Origin of the sequence: Neobacillus niacini (genome assembly GCF_036961885.1) — a bacterium.
Classification (GTDB): domain Bacteria; phylum Bacillota; class Bacilli; order Bacillales; family Cytobacillaceae; genus Neobacillus; species Neobacillus niacini_H.
The window spans coordinates 122,289-141,849 of sequence record NZ_JBALNQ010000023.1 but is presented as its reverse complement, the minus strand read 5'-3'; the positions used below and the strand labels follow the sequence as shown (position 1 = coordinate 141,849).

Sequence of the window (19,561 nt, the reverse complement as noted above, 5' to 3'; positions counted from 1 at the left end):
CAAAGGAGCTGGAGTCCATGAGAATCCTTTTGATTTTTATATGTGCAACTTTAACTGTCTTCTCAAGTCCTTCATATCCCAGAACTTTACACGATACCGCATATGCACAGCAAAAGCCTATACCCCCTTATGCTAAGTGGGGGCAACTGGCTGTTAAAGAAACGCAAAAAAAGTATCCGAATGCTCGAGTCGTCGATTATCTCCATATTGGAAAGGTAATTGGACAACATACATCAACAGAAAAATTTAAATTATGGTTAAAAGGCACACAAAAGGAATTCGGCGTTTTTGTAAATATTGAATTTAATAATGAAACCGAAAAAATCATTAACATCACCTTAAAAGAGACACCGAGATAGTAGTTTGAAACACGCGAAGATGAAATAAGTCCAGATACTCTCCCTTGTGTGAAAACAGAACAACAAAAAAAAGGGCCTCCTATTAAAATAGAAGGACTACCCCTTATAACGAACCACAATATTCACTACACTTTACACCCAAAACATTGATATTGCCGGGAAGTACGTAATGATTAATAGGTCAACGACCATGACGGCGATAAATGGTAAAACCGATCGAATCAGTCTATCATAGGAAACGTCGGCGATTCCTTTTACCACAAAGAGGTCTAATCCAACTGGCGGTGTGATTAACCCGATTGAAAGATTGACGACCATGATTAGGCCAAAAAAGACAGGATCAATTCCTGCAGTTAGAGCAATTGGCAACAATAGTGGTGTTAATATGGTAATTGCAGCAGATGCGTTTAAGAAGCATCCAGCGATAAAGAATATGACCGTAAACATAAGTAAGATTAGATAACGATTGTCAGAGAATCCTGTTACAAGCTTAACAAGCATCTGCGGGATTTGTTCAGCGGTTAGAAGCCAGCCAAATAGGTTAGCGGCAGCAATAATAAACACCACCATCGCCGTCATTTTTCCTGCTTTAATAAATGCCTCAGGTACATCCTTCCAATTCATATCCTTGTAGACAAATTTATTGATAATAAAAGCATACGCGGCCGCTACTGCACCAGCTTCCGTCGGTGTAAAAATCCCTCCCCGGATCCCGAATATGATAATTAATGGAAGAATCAAAGCCAATATACCTTCCCAAAAGGTCCTTTTAAAAGTAGCGAATTCAAACTTTGTGTTCTCTTGAGAATAGTTATTCTTCTTTGTCAGCCAATAATTTAATATCATAATGGATATACCAATTAAGATTCCAGGCACAATCCCGGCTGTAAACAAGTCCCCAATCGATACTCCAGCGGTTACTCCATAAACAATCATAGGAATCGAAGGTGGAATGACAACAGCGATGGTTCCGGCACTTGCTACCGTTGCAGCGGCAAATCCTTTATCATACCCCTTTTTTTCCATCATGGGGATCATCATCTTCCCAACAGCGGCCGTATCAGCTGCTCCCGATCCCGAAATACCAGCGAAAAACATACTTGTTAACGTCGAAACCTGGGCTAAACCAGCACGTACCCAGCCGACAGCCGCAAAAGCAAATCCCGCAATCCTTTGTCCCATACTACCGGACATCATGAATTCACCCGTTAACATAAAAAATGGAATGGCCAGAAGCGGAAAAGAATCTACAGAGGTTATGAGTCTTTGAGGAACGACTTCTAATGGGATATAGTAGATGCTGGTCAAAAAGCCGGAAATAGATGCTAAGATTAACGAAATCGCAATCGGGACACCAAGAAACATTAATAAAAATAGGACAACCAGGATAATAACTGATACCGTCATTCATATTCCTCCTTCATGATCCCAAATGGGGATTCTCTTTTTCCATGCTTGCTTGAACCATCTCAGCACTTTTTTCTTTTTCAAATACCAAACCAAGGATATTAACAATAGAATGGATGAGGCAGATGAGCGAACAGACGAATACTGCTCCATAAATCAATGTCATATTTAGTCCCATTGAAGGGGATAGTTGCTGGCTGGTAAATTTTAAGATACTCCAGCCATACACAATTAAAAATAGAAAGACAGCAGAGTTAATGACTTCGATGAGGACTTGCAGTTTACTTTTCCAATTTTCAGAAAAATAATGAAGCAAAATTTCCACCTGAGCGTGTTCTTTGCTCTTGTAGACTATTCCGATTCCTAAAAAAACAATCCAAACAAACAAATAGCGGATCAGCTCTTCAATCCAGCTTAAATTAAATACGGAAAAGTCAACCATCGGGAGCATATTTTGCATGACAGAGCTTTGTAAAACGAACCTGGAAAAAACTTGATAAACTGTAGACACGAAAGCAATAATGAAAAATAAAATCAAGAGCATTTGACTAGCTTTATTAATCTTTTTACTCATTTTCGTCATAAACTCTTTCATTAATAGCACCCCCACACGCTTATTTTAAGCTATCTATTTCTTCCAGCAGATCTTTTCCAATGGAATCTTCGAATTCTTTGTACACTGGTTTCACAGCTTCCCTAAAGGAGTCGAAATCAGGGTTTTCTTCTATTTGAATATCTGTTTTCCGCAGATCTTCTAGCAGCTTTTCCTCATCCTCTAAAGCGGTTTTTCTTTCAAATTGAATCGCTTCTTTAGAGGCCTCTGCTATCACTTTTTGAAGGTCTTTTGGCAGCGTGTCAAAGGTTGTTTTACTCATGATAAAAACAGCTGCATCATAGTTATGATGGGTTAACGACAGATACTTTTGAACTTCATTAAATTTGTTTAGGTAAATCTGTGCAAGTGGGTTTTCTTGCCCATCTACCACATTCTGCTCAAGCGCCGTATAAAGTTCTCCGAACGGTACTGGTACAGGAGTAGATTTTAGGGCTTTAACAAAGGAAATATAGGGTGGTGATTCCTGAACCCTAATTTTCATACTAGCTGCATCTTCAACCGTTTTTATCTGCCTTACATTATTTGTCATATGTCTCCAGCCGTTTTCCATAAAACCTAAATTCATTAGCCCTCTATTCGCCAAATCGACTCCGAGCTCCTTGCCGATTTCCCCATCGAGAACCTTGAATGCATGCTCACGGCTTTCAAATAAATAAGGCAGATTCAGAACATTAAACTGCGGAGCAAAGTTGGTAACTGGAGCAACAGAACCGATGTGAAAATGTATCGAGCCTATTTGAGCCCCCTCAATCTGATCCCGCCCGTTTCCTAACTGGCTGCTTGGGAAAATATCAATTCGCATTCTACCTTTTGAATTTTCCTCCACAAGCTCTTTAAATTTTAAAGCTCCTTTATGATAAGGATGAGTTTCTGTCTGTAAATGTCCAAGCCTTAAAACATACTCTGCATCGGTTTTCTCACTATTCGTTTCACTGGAACAGCCACTAATCATTAGTAAACAGGTTAAAACTATTAGAATGAAGACAGACCCTTTTTTCATTTCCTAACCTCCCTGCCATTATTGTAAGCCTTTTCAATTTCCACAAAACAGCCTAGACACATGTTGAAGCTCAAGCTAATATGTACTCCTCCTCCCTTTATGGTTCGGTCACCCAACCATTAAATTAATTATATTTCAATTTTCAAAAAAATCAAACATTTTTTGTTCAATTAAATAAATTTATTGCATAGTCACAGTAAAAATGGTTTAATAAAGTAAATTGGTTGGGTCACCTAACCAATTACCGCCTTAGCAAGACTACGAATAGATGACATTTTCCATATAAATTTATGCCTTCTTTTTACAAAGAAGTCGTATTTCTGCTATAAACAACGAAGCATTGTATCGATTACTATAACATAAAAATTTATATCTCCTTTATTGATATCACTCATTTACAAGCTATTTACGTAATGTTTAAATAAAGGTTGAGCCACTAGGATAAATTTACTATTTTTAAAAAAAGAGAAGCGGTCATTAAATTTTGACAGAGGAGGTTAAGGTCCAAATGGAATTTAATAGAAAAGGAATTTCTGAACAGGTTGCAGACAGTATTAAGAAAAAGATTCATGCAGGAGAATACGAGGTAGGCGAACGGATCCCAGGGGAAAGAGAGATGGGGATGGAGCTTTCCGTGAGCAGAAATACGGTAAGGGAAGCCTATAAAATCCTCGAAGCATACGGATACTTACAAGTGAAGCATGGTACAGGAGTATTTGTTGCGTCGCCGGAACATCAAATTCAAAAGATGACGGAAGCATTTTTTGTTTCAACTGAACAGATCAAGGATTTTTTCTCAGTCCGAAAAATCCTCGAGGAATGGACAGTAAAGTGGGCAATTGAAAATTCGGATGAAGAACAATGGATTGAATTGGAACAAATTGTGAATGAAGCAAATGAAATGGTTAAAGGAAAGGTGGATTATATTCGTCTAGCGGAATTAGACCATAAATTTCATATCACTTTAGCGAATAACTCAAACAATGTAGTCCTAATCAGGATCATGAATTATTTAATCGATTTATTGTCGGAATCACGGAATAAAACGATTCAAATTCCTGGTCGTGCCTTACAATCCGTCCAAGAACACACCAAGATTTTACAGGCAATTAAACAAAAGAATCCAGATTTAGCACAGCATTGTATGAAGGAACACTTGGAAAGCGTTGAGCGTTCGATTACAGAAAATGCTATAACCGATTAATGAAGAAGGCTGTTCTGCATTGATAGAGAACAGCCTTTTCCTTTTATATTTTTTCTACTGATATCGGTTTTGGAAATGGGACGTTATAATCATCGCCTATACAAGTTAGTTCCGATTCTACACTAGACGTTAATTCAATTCCTTCCACTTGCCGCCGCTCCCTGTCCCTTTTTCTTCTTTCCCCTGGATATCTGATTTCATCCGTTCCCGGCACCTTTGGGATTTCCTTCATCTCTATTAAAAGATGTTCAAGCGAGGTAAAAAAGGTAGATAAGTTCATAAACTTTTCGATGTCCAGCAAGATGAAGAAATGCCCCACATTTGCGCCCTCGGTTTCGGCTTCATGATAAAGATTTTTCACATGGGGTCCAAAAGCGGCTCCGGAAAGGATACCGGTTAAGATTTCAACGGCTAAAGCTAAAGCTGATCCCTTCGCTCCACCTAACGGCAGCACAGAACCTCTTAGTGCCGCTTCCGCATCATTTGTTGGGAGGCCGTCTTCATCAATCGCCCATCCATCAGGAATCGATTTTCCCTGCTTCGCTGCTAAAATAATTTTCCCTCTGGCGGCAATGCTAGTGGATAAATCAATAATCACTGGCTGATTGTTCCCGGTAGGAAAACCAAATGCGATGGGATTCGTTCCGAAAAAGGCATGTTTCCCGCCCCAAGGAGCAATTCCCGGGGGAGAATTGGTGAATCCGATACAAGCGAGATTTTGTTCACATGCCAGCTGGCAAAAATAAGAAGCAGTCCCAAAATGATTGCTATTTTTAATTGCAATGGCCGTTATCCCACTCTGTTTAGCCATTTCTATTCCTTTTACGATTGCTTGATAACTGACAACATGACCAAGACCATTATTCCCATCAACAAGTAAAACAGAAGCGGTTTGCTCCGTCATTTTGATGTCGGGATTCACATTTATCCGACGATCATTGAAGCGCTTTACATAAATGGGAAGACGGCTGATTCCGTGGCTGTCAACCCCTTCCAGGTTCGCTTTGACTAAAGAATCAGCAGCCACAGAGGCATTCTCATGACTCATTCCCACTTTGATTAGTACATTTTCACAAAATCGCTTAAGATCAGCTTCACTGTAGGTTCCCATTCTTAAACTCCTCATCATAAAATTATTTTAAAAAGCCTCCCCAAAAAGGGAACTCCCTACGCATAAACATGTGTAGGGAGAAAAGTTTTACGCACTGCGATATAGTTTAGTCATTACAAATTCTCGATGGCCCAAAGCTTCTGCACTGGTAAGACGTCCATTAACGGTACGGCAAATCATTTCCATTAATTGATCTCCAGCTTCTTCGAGAGAAATATTGCGCGACAGTAAACCTTGCACGTTAACATCAATGTGTTCACTCATCGTGGCAGCAGTGATAGGGTTAGCCGTGATCTTCACAACAGGTTCAATTGGGTTGCCAATAATATTTCCTTGACCTGTAGGGAATAAGTGAAGCACCGCTCCTCCGGCTGCCATTAGCGTAATACATTCTGCTGCTGCAGAAGATGTATCCATGAAGTAAAGCCCAGGTCCATTCTCTGGTTTGTCAGCAGGTTCCAAGACACCAATGACTTCCTTCGATCCTGTTTTCGCAATATTGCCCAATGCTTTTTCTTCGATGGTGGACAAGCCTCCTGCGATATTTCCTTGAGTTGGCTGTGATCCTAATAGATCAACACCTTTAGAAGCAATTTCGCCAACATAGTTATCATAGATGGCCATGAATTGGTCACGCAATTCCGGTGTAGCCATCCGGTCGCGGATTAAATGCTCGCCGCCTGTTAGTTCAGATGTTTCCCCAAAGAAAACAGTAGCACCGGCATCCACTAAGCGATCAACAGCTTGCGACACTGTCGGACATGAACCCAGCCCAGTTGTCGTATCTGACTCACCGCATTTAATACTAACCGTTAATTCCTTTAATTCAATTGGGACTCTCTGTAGCTCAGTGGCCCATTGAACATATTCCTTCGCCTTCCAGGATGCCGCACGGACCGTTTCTAAATCACCATTTCCCTCGATAGAAAAATAGGATACTGGTTTACCAGTTTTGGCAATTTCATCAGCGATTTTCTTCGCCCAATTTTCTTCAATCCCGATGACGACAACAGCTGCTACGTTAGGGTTAGAACCCGTTCCAATCATCGTTCTAAAATGTAAATCTAAGTCTGGACCATACTGAAGCCTGCCGTATGCATGAGGAAGTGCCAGCGTTCCTTGCACTTGTCTTGCAACACCTTCACACGCTGCATTAGAAATATCATCTACCGGTAAAATAATGACGTGATTCCGAATGCCGACCTTACCATTTTCCCTGCGATAACCAAAAAGCTGTTGACTCATTTTCTACCACCTCGCCGTTTTAATATTGTGAGTATGAACGTATTCACCGATTTCCCACCTGTCTGTTGTTAAACCAACCTGCACGCCATATTTTAAAACTGGTTCCCCTGCCTCTAAATTAACTAGAGAAATTTTGTGACCCAAAGGAATATCCCCTTTAGCTGTAACAACAATATCGGAGTTATCATCCATATAAATCCCGACTACTTTTTCCCCTTTTTGAATGGGACTTGTAGCAACACCTACATGATCGCCGCGATGATGGATTAAAAATTTGTGAGTGCTTACATTTCCAGCTGCCTCTGACTGCTTCTCCGTAAGAGTACTTGCTTGACTATTGTTACTCATTTGAAAGCCTCCTTTTGATGATTGAGAATTGGTTGAGTGACCCAACCAATATTTATACACTTATTAAATCATCTAATCTTGGGATAGTCAACACTAATATTTAAATTTTCAAAATATTTTTTATATAGTGCATAAGGAACGTTCGCCATTTACAATTTTCACTACTTCTTTTGCTACTAATAATGAGGTTCTAATTTGGGATTCGTCGGTGAGTCCTGCAATATGAGGTGTGATTATGGCTGTTTCGCAGGCTAAAAGTTGATTAGATTGTGAGATAGGTTCTATTTCTAGTACATCCAAAAAGGCTCCGGCAATTGTATAATCATGTAAAGCAGCCACCAGTGCAGATTCCTTTATAATCCCCCCTCTAGAGGTATTAATAATAAATGCTGTAGGTTTCATCTTTTTCAATTCTGATTCCGAAATAAAATAATGCGTCGCTGGTGTCAATGGAATATGCAAGGAAATGAAATCGGCATCTGTTAAAATGTCTTCCAAGGATTGTATTAGCTGAACACCTGTTTCTGAAACGATATAGTCGTACTCGTTGATAAACGGGTCATAGCCAATTACTTTCATGCCAAAAGCTTGTGCCCGCTTCGCTACACGATGAGAGATTTCTCCTAGTCCAATTAATCCGAGTGTTTTGTTCGCAATCTCGCCACCGGTAAACCTTTTACGGTTCCAATTCCCCGCCCTGCAGTCCGCAGCTGCTTGAAAAAGCGAACGATTGGCACTTAACATGGCGGCCATAACATATTCCGCAACGGACGTGGCATTCGCATGACCTCCATAAACCACTTGAATGCCGCGATTTTTCGCTGCTGCGACGTCAATGTTATCCATTCCAACTCCCAAGCGGCCGACTGCCTTCAAGCGAATTCCGGAATCTAATAGTTCTTGATCCACCTTTGTTTGGTTCCTAACAATAATGGCATCATACTCTTTAACCGTTTCAAGCAGCTTTTCGCGTTTTTTCCAAAGACCTTCATCATAATGCACGTCGAACCCATGTTGTTTTAGTTCTTCAATTCCTTCATTCCAGATTAATTCTGTTATCAAGGCTTTCATAAAAAAACTCCCTTCCTTCAAGTTGAGGATGGCTCGGTGACCCAACCACTATAACCATATTAAAACACCCACCTGCTAGTTTGGTCAATAGATTTTTGAAGCATAGGGCTGGTTCCCCATGCTTCACTCTCCCAAGTATTCTCGCAATGTTTCTATAAATTGTTGTAATGCTTTTGTCTGGTAAGGCGAATGCGTTAAGATGGAGAAATTGCGTTTAAACGGCAGTCCTTTAACAGCGACAATTCCTAATACACCATACATAAGTTCCTTATTGATGGCCCATTGAGAAAGCAGACTGATCCCAAGCCCCGCCTCAACCGATTCCTTGATGACTTGTGTACTTCCGAATTCCATGATTTTCTGAGGGGTAAAATTGAATTGTTGGAACAAATGATCGGCGGCTTCCCTTGTTCCCGAGCCCTTTTCTCGTAAAATCCATGTCTCTTGCTCTAACTCCTCTAGAATCCTTTCATTGTTCACTCTTAGCAATGGATGGTGGGGTGAAGTGACTATAACCATTCTATCCTCAGAAACAATCTCCACATTGGGGATCTTTTCGGGGATATGCCCTTCTACAATGCCAATGTCTAATTGATGGGTTTGGACGAGGTCAATGATTTCTTTTGTATTGTGAATCTGGATGGACGGTGAAATAAGCGGATAGTGTACCTGCAGCCTTGCAATGATGTGCGGCAGGATATATTCTCCGAATGTGTAGCTTGCCCCAATTGCAATAGGTCCGCAGGCATTGTTGGTGAGATCATCGACTAAATACTGCATTTTTGAATAGAGGGCGATAATCTCTTTTGCATGATGATAGACAATTTCTCCCGCCTTATTCAATCGGACATATTTATTACTCCGTTCTAAAAGCCGGGCTCCAACGGATTCCTCGAGGACTTTGATGTATTGGCTGACCGCCGGCTGGGTCATATGAAGTTCTACTGCAGCTTTTGAAAAATTCCCCTTTTCCACTACCTTAACAAATACCTGTAAATATTGATGCATATTAGCCCCCTTGTTATTGATGTATATTGATTTACTTATTATTACCATTATATATCATTATTTTTCTTATCTACAAAACGAGAGTAATCTATAATTAGAAAAATAAAGTTTAGGGGGGATTGAATGAGTAGTCAATCAGCAAGTGCCTTATCATTACAGGAAAATTTGGGCCAGCAGCAAAAAAAGCCGCAGCCAAAATCTACTGATTTGTGGTTAGGAGGAATTGCCTTTACGATTGTCATTGCGGCAGCTGGATTCGCCCTTTCGGCCATACCTGGCTTTAGCCGGGTTGGACCGATGGCCTGTGCAATTACCTTAGCAATCATATACCGGCAATTTTTCGGATATCCAGAAAAAATTCGAGCAGGAATCCAGTTTTCAGCAAGATATTTTTTACGGTTTGCAATTATCTTATATGGTCTAAAATTAAACGTCGATATAATTTTAAACCAAGGCCTAGGACTCGTGGTTCGGGATGCCGGAGTCATCTTATTTGCCATCCTCGCGACAATTTGGCTCGGTAAACGGCTGAAAGCAGATTCTTCTTTGTCGTTACTTCTTGGGGTTGGCACTGGTGTATGCGGGGCAGCAGCAATTGCAGCGGTAGCACCCATCATCAAAGCCAAAGAAGAGGATACAGCGATAGGGGTGGGCATCATTGCTTTAGTCGGAACCATTTTTTCTATTGTATATACGATTATCCGCCCGATTCTTCCGTTGTCCGCTGTTGATTATGGAATCTGGAGCGGCACCAGCCTTCACGAAATTGCCCATGTGGCTTTGGCGGGTGCCCCTGCTGGTCCGGATGGTTTAGCGATGGCGCTGCTGGCCAAGCTAGGACGCGTTCTGCTGCTCGTTCCGTTATGCTTTATTTTGATGTATTGGATGAAACGGAAAACTGCAGGGAAGGCAGGAGAAACAAAAGTTGATTTTCCTTGGTTTTTGGTAGGTTTCATACTAATGAGTTTATTCGGAAGCTATGTATTAGGCACATGGATATCTGTACCGGTACCTGTTCTAGACGGCATTTCCACCGCAACAACATTTATCCTTACATCAGCCATGGTCGGACTAGGCCTTAACGTAAGCCTCCGTGACCTCCGTACAAAAGCCTTAAGACCACTACTAGCCATGCTAATCACATCTATCCTTCTATCAATTATTACGTTCTTTGTCATCTAAAACTATTAAACTGGTCAACATGACGTTAATGTTGACCAGTTTTTTCTATTGAACAAACTATTTACTTTAGACCTCTTCATCATATGGAATGGCTTCATCGTTTTCTATTCTTTCTAGTTAACGTGGGCATCTGGAGCTTTGTCGGAAACAAGATTCAACATGACGTTATGCTCTAAAAGTGCCTTTAACCCGCAGAGGACCATCGTGTATCCTCCCATTGAATCAATAGCTTGAGCTGCCATTTCATCCCCGGTTCCTGAAAATCCTGAGTTGGTTATCGACACAAATGTTTCATTATCTTTGCGGAAAGTAAATACCCACTCCACCTGGGTGCCATTTGACCATTCAATTCTTATTACCTTGTTATGCTCTAATTCCTTAACAGTTAATTCATCACCCACACCATACATTTCCCAGTCCCATCTGATGGTTTTACCCTTCTCTAATCTTCCGCTGCTTTTGGTGAACCAAAATTTTGTAGTTATTTCTGGGTTGATAAAAGCTTCATATACTTCCTCAACGGGTTTGCGAATAAGCATTTCTGCCTTAACCACGGGTTTTTCGTTTAGTGTTATCATAATAACTCCCCCTTTTTCCTTTATTCACTGCTTATTATCACTATGATTTCTATTCCAAGATTATTTATTACTAATTTCTTTTACTATTATTTCAGATAATCGATTAGCAATTAATGTATATCCAGCAGGATTGGGATGTAGAGAATCACTGAAATAGGTACTTTTGGGTTTATCTTGAAATAGGTCAAGCGTGGCAACAAAGAAAGTTCGGTCATAATTACCTGCCACTTGGACAATCCCATGGTTCCAATCTTTTATGGTGTTTAGAATTTCATTGCGATTCGAGTATTCGACATATGGTTGATATAGACCCAAAACAAAAATTGGAGCTTCAGAATTATTTTTTCTTATATTTTCTAGAATTTTATTAAGGTTGGTTGTAAAAGCAGCCTTACCCTCATTTACCTTTTTTACATCAAGTGGGTTAAATTGATGACTCGCACTCTTTCGAAAATCATTCGTTCCGATATAAAGAATAATATAATTGGCTTTTTTTATTTTCGTATTGATGCTTTTGTCCTGAAGTTGTTCGAGGACTTTTTCGGTAGAATATCTAGGTATGGCAAAATTACTTAGTTTGACTGGAGTGTTCTGTATATCCTGTAATTTTACTTTAACTCCTTCAATGTATCCCTTTTTTGCAGGGTCCCCTATTCCATGTGTGATGGAATCACCGAGGGCTACTAGGTTAATCACCTTTGTATTGGCTGAAGAACCGCGAGTAACGTTATAAGTGCCAAACAGGGCTAAAATAATACAGAAGAAAAAGAAGTATTTTTTCATGTTAAAACTCCTATGCTTTTACTTCATTTATCATTCTGTTGAGCTCTTCTTGTAACACAATTGCATGATTATATATAGGATCCTTTGCTCCATAAAGCAGTGTAACCATTCCTTCAGATGCCATTATTTTTAATTCCTCAATAATCTTTAGCTTTTGCACATCCGTATGCAATTCCTCTATGTATTTTGTACGAAACTCCTCAAACAATTCAGGCTTGTGGCAGAACCATTTACGAAGCTCTGGTGTTGGAGCAATATCCTTTTGCCATGCTGTCAATTTTGCAGCATCCTTCGAAATTCCACGAGGCCATAGACGATCAACCAATATCCTAGAACCATCAGACTCATCATACGGCTCATAAACCCTCTTCAAGAAAAAACCACCCATTTTTAAACCCTCCTTATCAGTTTATTGAGAAAAGTGTCCATTCCACGTGGACAGTGTCCACGGGCGGTGACAGTGTCCACGGGCGGTGACAGGCACCAAAATGGGCACCAAAATGGTGCCACCAAAAAATTGGCACCAAAATTAGTCTTCGTCCTTGATGTCGAGGTCTTCGGGGACGGGTTCGCTTAGAATTTCTTCGACTAGGTGTTTATATTTTTCGATTTGTTTTAGGTGTGTGTTGAATTGTTCTTTGTTGATGATCCAGGATTCGCCGTCATGGATGGCGCGGATTTTCTTTTGTTTGATTAGTGCTTCTACTTTTGATTCTGGCATTGATAAATATTCTGCTGTTTCTTTAATGGTTAGATACATATATTTCATTCCTCATCCGTAATGGTGATATATTATTTACAACTCTTCCAGCTCTTCCTTTTGTAGTTACTGCCTGTATTTTTAGCACCTGTTGGCAGCTTCTACTATTAAACCAGCTTCTCTGGCCTTCATCCTACTACACCTGGTCGATGGTCAAGGAAGTTTTGATATGCAAATCCTCTCACTTCATCTTCTTTAAAATGCTTTAATAATTCATTAATGAGATTTTGTGATTTCGATGCGTCCTCTAGATTGGTTATAAATGTCCCAATTCCATCAAAATCAGAACCAAACCCAATATGACTTACACCGCCTAATGTACAGAAATGATCGATATGTCTCATAAGGTCCATAATGGTGACTTCTCCGGATTCTTTTACAAATGGAGGATAGTAGACCACATGAATCATCGCGTTTCTTTCAAACATCGCCGTTGCCTGTTCATCCGTTACATTCCGAAGATGGTTACAGATCGTGCGGGAATTAGAATGGCTGGCAATAGGAAACTTAGCTAATTCAATGACCTCCCAAATTCCCTTGTCACTTAGATGAGAAATGTCCGTAAGGATCTGGTGCTCGTTATTAAACGTGACAATCTCTTTTCCAAAAAGCGTCAACCCGCCACCGCGCGGTTCACCAGCCCCGTCCGCCGCTAAATTTGCATGATTCCAGGTCAATCCAACAGAGCGAACCCCCAACTGATAAAGAATATGAAGCTTCATTAAATCGTTTCCAATTGCATCGACGCCCTCAAGTGTTAGCATGGCGCCGATTTGCCCGATATTGATCCGCTCAAAATCAGACCATTCTTTAATATGAACCATATCTGGATTCTTTCCGAGAACTTCCTTGTAAAAATAATCAATTTGTTCAAGCGCTACCTGAAACTTCTGGTCTGATGGAATATCAGGCTCAATAAAAATCGCAAAACACTGTACCTTGACTTGCCCTTTATGCAGCCGAGCTTTGTTTGTCTGTAATTCCTTCGCATCCGCAAACCGCAGTGTCCCTTCTCCTTCTGAAAGCTTAAGTAATGCATCACAATGCAGGTCAATTATTTTCATTTAAGCGACTCCTTTTTATAAAAATTTTATCATAAATACGACATAAAGGTTACTTTATGCGACAACGAAATAGTATTTAGGAATGGCTATTTTAGCCTAGTATCGTTTTTTTATATCTTTGCCGATTAAATTTTACCCTTTTAAGAAACACTATCATGCGAGATACAGAAAAACAGTTGCTTTCAAACACATTACCTGTCAAACTGAAAAGATAATGGCTGTTTTCGTAAAGGAAAGAGCCCTGATAATTGACTTCGAAGAAAGTAAATGTAGGTGACGAACATGATAGAAATAAAAACTTCAACACTTAGCGATGGAGAGTTTAATCGAGGAGTATTTGCAACTCGTGATATTAAAAAAGGTGAACTTCTCCATGAAGCACCCGTTATTGCCTATCCAAATGCAGAGCATGAACATATTGAAAAAACACTGCTTGCTGATTACGCATTCGAATATGGTATTAATCACACATGCCTTCTTTTAGGTTATGGAATGTTATTTAACCATTCCTATCAGCCAAATGCTACGTATGAAATTAATTTTCCAAACCATACCTTTGATTTTTTTGCTTACAAAGACATTAAAGCTGGTGAAGAGATTCTTATCAACTATAATGGTGACGAAGAGGATCAAGAACTGCTTTGGTTCGATAAAGAAAAGCAAGAAAAATAACAGCCCCTAACCGGGCTGTTTTTTTTCCATAACTCTCTTTTTAGGTAAAAAGAATCATTTTTGGTATATTTGTCAAACTTTCAAAGTTTGTTCAATATTTCACAAACTTTTATCAAAATTAGATGTTATGATAAATTTATTAAGGAACAAGGAGTGATTAAACATGATGATATGTGAATGGAGATCTTTTTCTACTGATTCTGAAACGTATACACAAGAAGCATTCGAAGAGATTATTGGTGACGAATTTGAGGCGATGATGATTAAGGATAATGAGGTTATTCCAAATTATATATGGACAGTCAATTATGTCATCGTTGTAAAAAAATATTCTAAAGTACTGAATGACATCTCCTTTGAAAAAATACCACGAAATCCAGTTTGTGAATAACCAGTAAGATTCTATCCAATCGTTTGTTATTATTTTTTTATATATGATTGTGAAATATTTCACAAACTTTTAAGTAATTGGAGGAATATATAATGGCAGTGACAGAAAAAATGGGCAAGGACTTGCAAAGTGTAACGACTATGGTTGATACCTTAGTGGAAAATGGTCTAAAAGCTTTAGAGGAATTCCGCAGCTTTGACCAAGAAATGATTGATACGATTGTGAAACAAATGGCCTTAGCAGGACTTGATCAGCATATGCAGCTTGCAAAACTTGCTGTTGAAGAAACCAATCGAGGTGTTTATGAAGATAAAATCATTAAAAATATGTTTGCAACTGAATATGTCTATCATAATATCAAATATGATAAAACCGTTGGCATCATAAACGAAAACGAACACGAAGGAATCATTGAAATCGCCGAACCAGTTGGTGTCATCGCGTGTGTTACACCTGTAACCAATCCAACATCCACAACAATGTTTAAAGCACTAATATCCATAAAAACGAGAAATCCAATCGTTTTTGCCTTCCATCCTTCTGCACAAAAATGCAGCAGTGAGGCAGCAAGAATCCTTAGAGACGCAGCTATAAAGGCAGGTGCTCCTGAAAATTGCATTCAATGGATTGAAACGCCTTCTATTGAGGCTACACAAGCACTGATGAATCACTCAAAAGTATCTATGATCCTAGCAACTGGCGGTGCAGGAATGGTCAAATCCGCTTATAGCTCAGGTAAACCAGCTCTCGGTGTTGGACCTGGAAATGTTCCGTGCTATATGGAGAAATCAGCTAACATTCATCAAGCAGTAAATGACTTAATTTTATCAAAAACTTTTGACAACGGAATGATATGTGCTTCTGAGCAGGCAGTTATTATTGAGCAAGAAATCTATTCAGCTGTCAAAAATGAGTTGATTGCGAATAACTGTTACTTTTTAAATGAAGAAGAAAAAGAAAAAGTCGAAAAATTAGTCATTAATGAAAAATCATGTGCTGTTAATCCTGATATTGTTGGAATGGCTGCTAGCAAAATTGCTGCTTTAGCAGGAGTAACCGTTCCTGAAAACACAAAAATTCTTGTAGCTGAATTAACTGGCGTCGGACCAGGATACCCGCTATCAAGAGAAAAATTAAGCCCTATCCTAGCCTGTTACAGGGTCAGCAGTCTTGAAGAAGGTTTAAAAAGAGCAGAAGAAATGTTAGAATTTGGCGGTTTAGGACATTCTGCAGTCATCCATTCTCAGGATCAACAAGTGATTAGGCAGTATGGCTACCGGATGAAAGCTGGAAGAATCATTGTCAATGCCCCATCTTCACAAGGTGCCATTGGTGATATTTACAATGCTTATATGCCTTCACTTACACTTGGCTGTGGTTCATATGGAGGAAACTCTGTATCAACGAACGTTGGTGCGATTCACTTAATCAATATTAAAAAAGTAGCCCAAAGGAATGTTAATATGCAATGGTTTAAAGTTCCGTCCAAAATCTATTTCGAGAAAAATTCAACACAGTATTTGGCTAAAATGCCGAAGATCTCAAAAGCATTCATTGTAACGGACCCCGGAATGGTGAAACTAGGCTATGTTGATAAAGTCCTTTATTATTTAAGAAAACGTGCTGATTACGTCCATTGTGAAATTTTTTCAGAGGTAGAACCTGATCCATCCATTGAAACAGTTATGAAGGGTACCGAAATGATGGCTAAATTCCAGCCGGATGTTATCATTGCCCTTGGTGGCGGGTCCGCCATGGATGCTGCCAAAGGTATGTGGCTGTTCTATGAGAATCCAGATTCAGATTTCTTTGGTTTAAAACAGAAATTCCTTGATATCCGAAAACGAATTGTAAAATACCCTAAATTAGGTGAAAAAGCACAATTTGTAGCCATTCCAACTACCTCAGGAACTGGGTCAGAGGTTACGTCATTCTCGGTTATTACCGATAAAGAAGCAAATATGAAATATCCTCTTGCAGATTATGAATTAACACCAGACGTAGCGATCATTGACCCACAGTTTGTTATGACTGTTCCGAAGCATATTACAGCCGATACTGGGATGGACGTATTGACACATGCCATTGAAGCCTATGTGTCCTGTATGGCTAATGACTATACAGATGGGCTTGCGATGAAAGCAATCCAACTTGTATTCGAATATTTGCCTAGAGCCTATCGAAATGGTAGTGACGAATTGGCACGTGAAAAGGTGCATAATGCATCAACGATTGCTGGGATGGCCTTTGCAAATGCTTTCCTTGGGATCAACCATAGCCTTGCCCATAAGTTAGGCGCAGAATTCCATATCGCTCATGGACGTGCAAATACAATATTAATGCCACATGTGATTCGTTATAATGCTACTAAACCAAATAAATTTACAGCATTCCCTAAATATGCACACTTTGTGGCAGATAAGCGTTATGCAGAAATTGCGAGAACACTAGGATTGCCTGCGAATACCACAGAGGAAGGAGTAGAAAGCCTGGTTCAAGCCATCATTCGACTTGCAAAAGAGCTTGATATTCCAATGAGTATCGAAGCAAATAATATTGATGCTGACGCTTTCGAAAGCAAAGTAGACTATCTGGCAGACCGGGCATTCGAAGACCAATGCACCACTGCTAACCCTAAGCTTCCTTTAGTAACCGAATTAGCTGAAATTTATCGTAAAGCATATAAGGGAGTTTAAAAGAGTTTAATAAACAAACACAAAAAGCCATCCACAATGATGGCTTTTTGTAGTTTTTTATACCATAATCTTACAAATATCATTTGTAAATTCGACTGGATCCTGGATTGGTAATCCTTCAATTAGAAGTGCTTGATTGTAAAGTAACTTTGTATAAAGATCTAATTTTCCTTTATCCGTTTCAAAGGCATCCTTTAGTGATTGGAAAACTTCATGATTTTTGTTAATTTCTAAAACCTTATCTGCCTTGATGTTTTGATTATCAGGCATTGCAGCAAGGATTTTCTCCATTTCTATGGATATATCACCTTCAGTAGCCAAGCAGACAGGGTGCGACTTTAACCGTTTTGAAACTCTAACATCTTTAACTTTTCCAGATAAAATGTTTTTCATATAGTCAAAGATTTCCTTGTTTTCCTTTTCTACTGAGTCGGACTCTTCCTTGTTTTCTTCCCCTTCAATTCCTAAGTCACCTGAAGAGATTGATTTGAATTCTTTTTCCTTGTAAGTCATTAACATTTTGATTGCAAATTCATCGATATCCTCAGTGAAGTAAAGAATTTCATATCCATTTTCAGAAACAAACTCTGCTTGAGGAAGCTTATCGATTCTTTCAATGGACTCACCAGATGCATAATAAATATATTTTTGATTTTCAGGCATTCTTTCTACATATTCATCCAATGTAACTAGCTTCTTCTCTTTTGAAGAGTAGAACATGATGAGATCCTGTAATACTTCTTTATTTGCGCCGAATTCGCTATACACCCCGTATTTTAATTGACGGCCAAATGATTTATAGAATTCTTCATACTTTTCACGGTCATTTTTTATGAGGCTTTGTAATTCACTTTTAATCTTTTTGTTAATGTTTTTAGAGATCAGCTTTAATTGGCGATCATGCTGGAGCATTTCTCTTGAAATGTTAAGAGAAAGGTCCTCTGAGTCAACCATCCCTTTGACAAAGCTAAAATGGTCAGGAAGCAGGTCTGCACACTTGTCCATAATCAACACGCCATTTGAATAAAGTTCTAAGCCCTTTTCAAACTCTTTTGAATAGAAGTCAAATGGAGTTTTTTCCGGGATATATAAAATCGCATTATAACGGATGGACCCATCGACACTTATATGGATATGTTTAATTGGCTTATCAAACCCGTAACGCTTTTCTGTGTAGAAGTTCGCATAATCTTCATCTGTTAGTTCACTTTTATTTTTCTTCCAGATTGGAACCATACTATTAATAGTTTGTTCCTCTACAAAGTCCTCAAACTCGTTTTCGCTGCCTTCTTTTGGTCTGCTATTAGAAACATCCATTTTAATTGGATAGCGGATGAAGTCAGAGTATTTTTTAATAATTGACTTTAAACGATATTCTTCTAAAAACTCATCGTAATTTTCATCTTCAGTATTCTCTTTGATTTTTAAAATAATCTCAGTGCCAACTGACTCTTTTTCAGCAGGTTCGATGGTATAACCTTCTGCTCCATTCGATTCCCACTTGTAGGCTTCCTCGCTGCCTAATGCTTTACTTATAACAGTCACTACGTCTGCTACCATAAATGCAGCATAGAAACCGACTCCAAACTGACCAATAATGTCATAACCATCTTTTAATTCTGTTTCCTTCTTAAAAGCTAAAGATCCACTTTTAGCAATTGTTCCAAGATTTGTCTCTAAATCTTCTTTTGTCATTCCTATACCAGTATCAATAATTTTCAAGGTTCTCGTTTCGTTGTCTGGAATTACTTTAATAAAGTAACTATCCTTATCGAAGCTTAACGCATCATCTGTTAAAGCTCTGTAATAGATTTTGTCAATCGCATCACTTGCATTTGAGACTAACTCTCGTAAAAATACCTCTTTGTGGGTATAAATAGAGTTAATCATCATTTCTAACAGCCTTTTAGATTCTGCCTTAAACTGCTTTTTTGCCATAGAAACCACTCCTTACTCATTTTAATTAAATTGAAATTGAATGATTAGCACTCTCGACTTAAGAGTGCTAATGCCGACATTATTTAAATATCATAAAATCGTTGACGCTGTCAATAAAATAGCGACAC

The 19,561-nt window shown here is 39.1% G+C and carries 20 protein-coding genes; 6 read left to right on the top strand and 14 right to left on the bottom strand.

The genetic code is table 11. From position 1 onward, the window contains the following. The first annotated feature begins 17 nt into the window (after positions 1 to 17). Positions 18 to 359, top strand: coding sequence for a YqzG/YhdC family protein (locus V7124_RS11425; RefSeq protein ID WP_335489071.1), 342 nt, complete (start codon positions 18 to 20; stop codon positions 357 to 359). A gap of 132 nt (positions 360 to 491) precedes the next feature. On the opposite strand, the gene V7124_RS11420 is transcribed toward V7124_RS11425, so the two are convergent. Genes V7124_RS11420 through V7124_RS11410 form a run of 3 tightly spaced genes read right to left on the bottom strand, consistent with a single transcriptional unit; the run spans position 492 to position 3,382 of the window. Next, positions 492 to 1,766 carry a TRAP transporter large permease gene (locus V7124_RS11420; protein WP_335412387.1) on the bottom strand — a complete coding sequence of 425 codons (1,275 nt, stop codon included), beginning with the start codon at positions 1,764 to 1,766 and terminating at the stop codon, positions 492 to 494. Positions 1,767 to 1,779: 13 nt separating this feature from the next. Beyond that, on the bottom strand, positions 1,780 to 2,361 hold the full coding sequence (locus V7124_RS11415) for a TRAP transporter small permease (protein ID WP_335412389.1): 582 nt from the start codon (positions 2,359 to 2,361) through the stop codon (positions 1,780 to 1,782). A gap of 19 nt (positions 2,362 to 2,380) precedes the next feature. Continuing rightward, a complete protein-coding gene (locus V7124_RS11410; protein ID WP_335412392.1) occupies positions 2,381 to 3,382 on the bottom strand; it encodes a TRAP transporter substrate-binding protein in 1,002 nt (333 codons plus the stop codon). Between the two features lie 508 nt (positions 3,383 to 3,890). Between V7124_RS11410 and V7124_RS11405 the strand changes: the two genes are divergently transcribed. Continuing rightward, positions 3,891 to 4,586 (top strand): FadR/GntR family transcriptional regulator, encoded by a 696-nt coding sequence (locus tag V7124_RS11405; RefSeq protein WP_335489068.1) that lies wholly within the window; start codon positions 3,891 to 3,893, stop codon positions 4,584 to 4,586. Between the two features lie 43 nt (positions 4,587 to 4,629). On the opposite strand, the gene V7124_RS11400 is transcribed toward V7124_RS11405, so the two are convergent. From V7124_RS11400 to V7124_RS11380, 5 genes are all read right to left on the bottom strand, one after another. Continuing rightward, positions 4,630 to 5,697, bottom strand: a complete 1,068-nt coding sequence (locus V7124_RS11400; protein WP_335412397.1) for an Ldh family oxidoreductase — start codon at positions 5,695 to 5,697, stop codon at positions 4,630 to 4,632. A gap of 87 nt (positions 5,698 to 5,784) precedes the next feature. Next, positions 5,785 to 6,942, bottom strand: a complete 1,158-nt coding sequence (locus V7124_RS11395) for a UxaA family hydrolase (RefSeq protein ID WP_335412399.1) — start codon at positions 6,940 to 6,942, stop codon at positions 5,785 to 5,787. Positions 6,943 to 6,945: 3 nt separating this feature from the next. Further along, on the bottom strand, positions 6,946 to 7,290 hold the full coding sequence (locus V7124_RS11390; RefSeq protein ID WP_335412401.1) for a UxaA family hydrolase: 345 nt from the start codon (positions 7,288 to 7,290) through the stop codon (positions 6,946 to 6,948). Positions 7,291 to 7,410: 120 nt separating this feature from the next. Then, complete coding sequence (locus V7124_RS11385; protein ID WP_335412404.1) at positions 7,411 to 8,361, bottom strand: hydroxyacid dehydrogenase; 951 nt, start codon at positions 8,359 to 8,361, stop codon at positions 7,411 to 7,413. Between the two features lie 123 nt (positions 8,362 to 8,484). Further along, positions 8,485 to 9,369 (bottom strand): LysR family transcriptional regulator, encoded by an 885-nt coding sequence (locus tag V7124_RS11380; RefSeq protein ID WP_335412406.1) that lies wholly within the window; start codon positions 9,367 to 9,369, stop codon positions 8,485 to 8,487. Between the two features lie 123 nt (positions 9,370 to 9,492). Here V7124_RS11380 and V7124_RS11375 point away from each other — a divergent pair, with 123 nt between their 5' ends. Next, positions 9,493 to 10,551: a YeiH family protein gene (locus V7124_RS11375; protein ID WP_335489065.1), complete on the top strand. Its 1,059-nt coding sequence runs from the start codon at positions 9,493 to 9,495 to the stop codon at positions 10,549 to 10,551. A 113-nt stretch (positions 10,552 to 10,664) separates the two neighbouring features. On the opposite strand, the gene V7124_RS11370 is transcribed toward V7124_RS11375, so the two are convergent. From V7124_RS11370 to V7124_RS11350, 5 genes are all read right to left on the bottom strand, one after another. Beyond that, entirely contained in the window at positions 10,665 to 11,129 is a 465-nt protein-coding gene (locus V7124_RS11370) for an SRPBCC family protein (RefSeq protein ID WP_335412409.1), read from the bottom strand. Positions 11,130 to 11,189: 60 nt separating this feature from the next. Beyond that, entirely contained in the window at positions 11,190 to 11,912 is a 723-nt protein-coding gene (locus V7124_RS11365; protein WP_335489062.1) for a GDSL-type esterase/lipase family protein, read from the bottom strand. Positions 11,913 to 11,922: 10 nt separating this feature from the next. After that, positions 11,923 to 12,300 carry a DUF488 domain-containing protein gene (locus tag V7124_RS11360; protein WP_335489059.1) on the bottom strand — a complete coding sequence of 126 codons (378 nt, stop codon included), beginning with the start codon at positions 12,298 to 12,300 and terminating at the stop codon, positions 11,923 to 11,925. A gap of 141 nt (positions 12,301 to 12,441) precedes the next feature. Continuing rightward, entirely contained in the window at positions 12,442 to 12,672 is a 231-nt protein-coding gene (locus V7124_RS11355) for an excisionase family DNA-binding protein (RefSeq protein WP_335412586.1), read from the bottom strand. 128 nt (positions 12,673 to 12,800) lie between these two features. Beyond that, on the bottom strand, positions 12,801 to 13,736 hold the full coding sequence (locus V7124_RS11350) for a dipeptidase (protein WP_335489056.1): 936 nt from the start codon (positions 13,734 to 13,736) through the stop codon (positions 12,801 to 12,803). Between the two features lie 282 nt (positions 13,737 to 14,018). Here V7124_RS11350 and V7124_RS11345 point away from each other — a divergent pair, with 282 nt between their 5' ends. From V7124_RS11345 to adhE, 3 genes are all read left to right on the top strand, one after another. Beyond that, a complete protein-coding gene (locus tag V7124_RS11345; protein ID WP_335489053.1) occupies positions 14,019 to 14,408 on the top strand; it encodes an SET domain-containing protein in 390 nt (129 codons plus the stop codon). A gap of 163 nt (positions 14,409 to 14,571) precedes the next feature. Further along, the gene (locus tag V7124_RS11340; RefSeq protein WP_335412419.1) at positions 14,572 to 14,799 is read left to right on the top strand and encodes a hypothetical protein; all 228 of its coding nucleotides are present in this window, start codon (positions 14,572 to 14,574) and stop codon (positions 14,797 to 14,799) included. A 92-nt stretch (positions 14,800 to 14,891) separates the two neighbouring features. After that, positions 14,892 to 17,495: a bifunctional acetaldehyde-CoA/alcohol dehydrogenase gene (gene adhE / locus V7124_RS11335; protein WP_335489051.1), complete on the top strand. Its 2,604-nt coding sequence runs from the start codon at positions 14,892 to 14,894 to the stop codon at positions 17,493 to 17,495. Between the two features lie 57 nt (positions 17,496 to 17,552). On the opposite strand, the gene htpG is transcribed toward adhE, so the two are convergent. After that, a complete protein-coding gene (gene htpG, locus V7124_RS11330; protein WP_335489049.1) occupies positions 17,553 to 19,433 on the bottom strand; it encodes a molecular chaperone HtpG in 1,881 nt (626 codons plus the stop codon). Between the last annotated feature and the right edge of the window lie 128 nt (positions 19,434 to 19,561).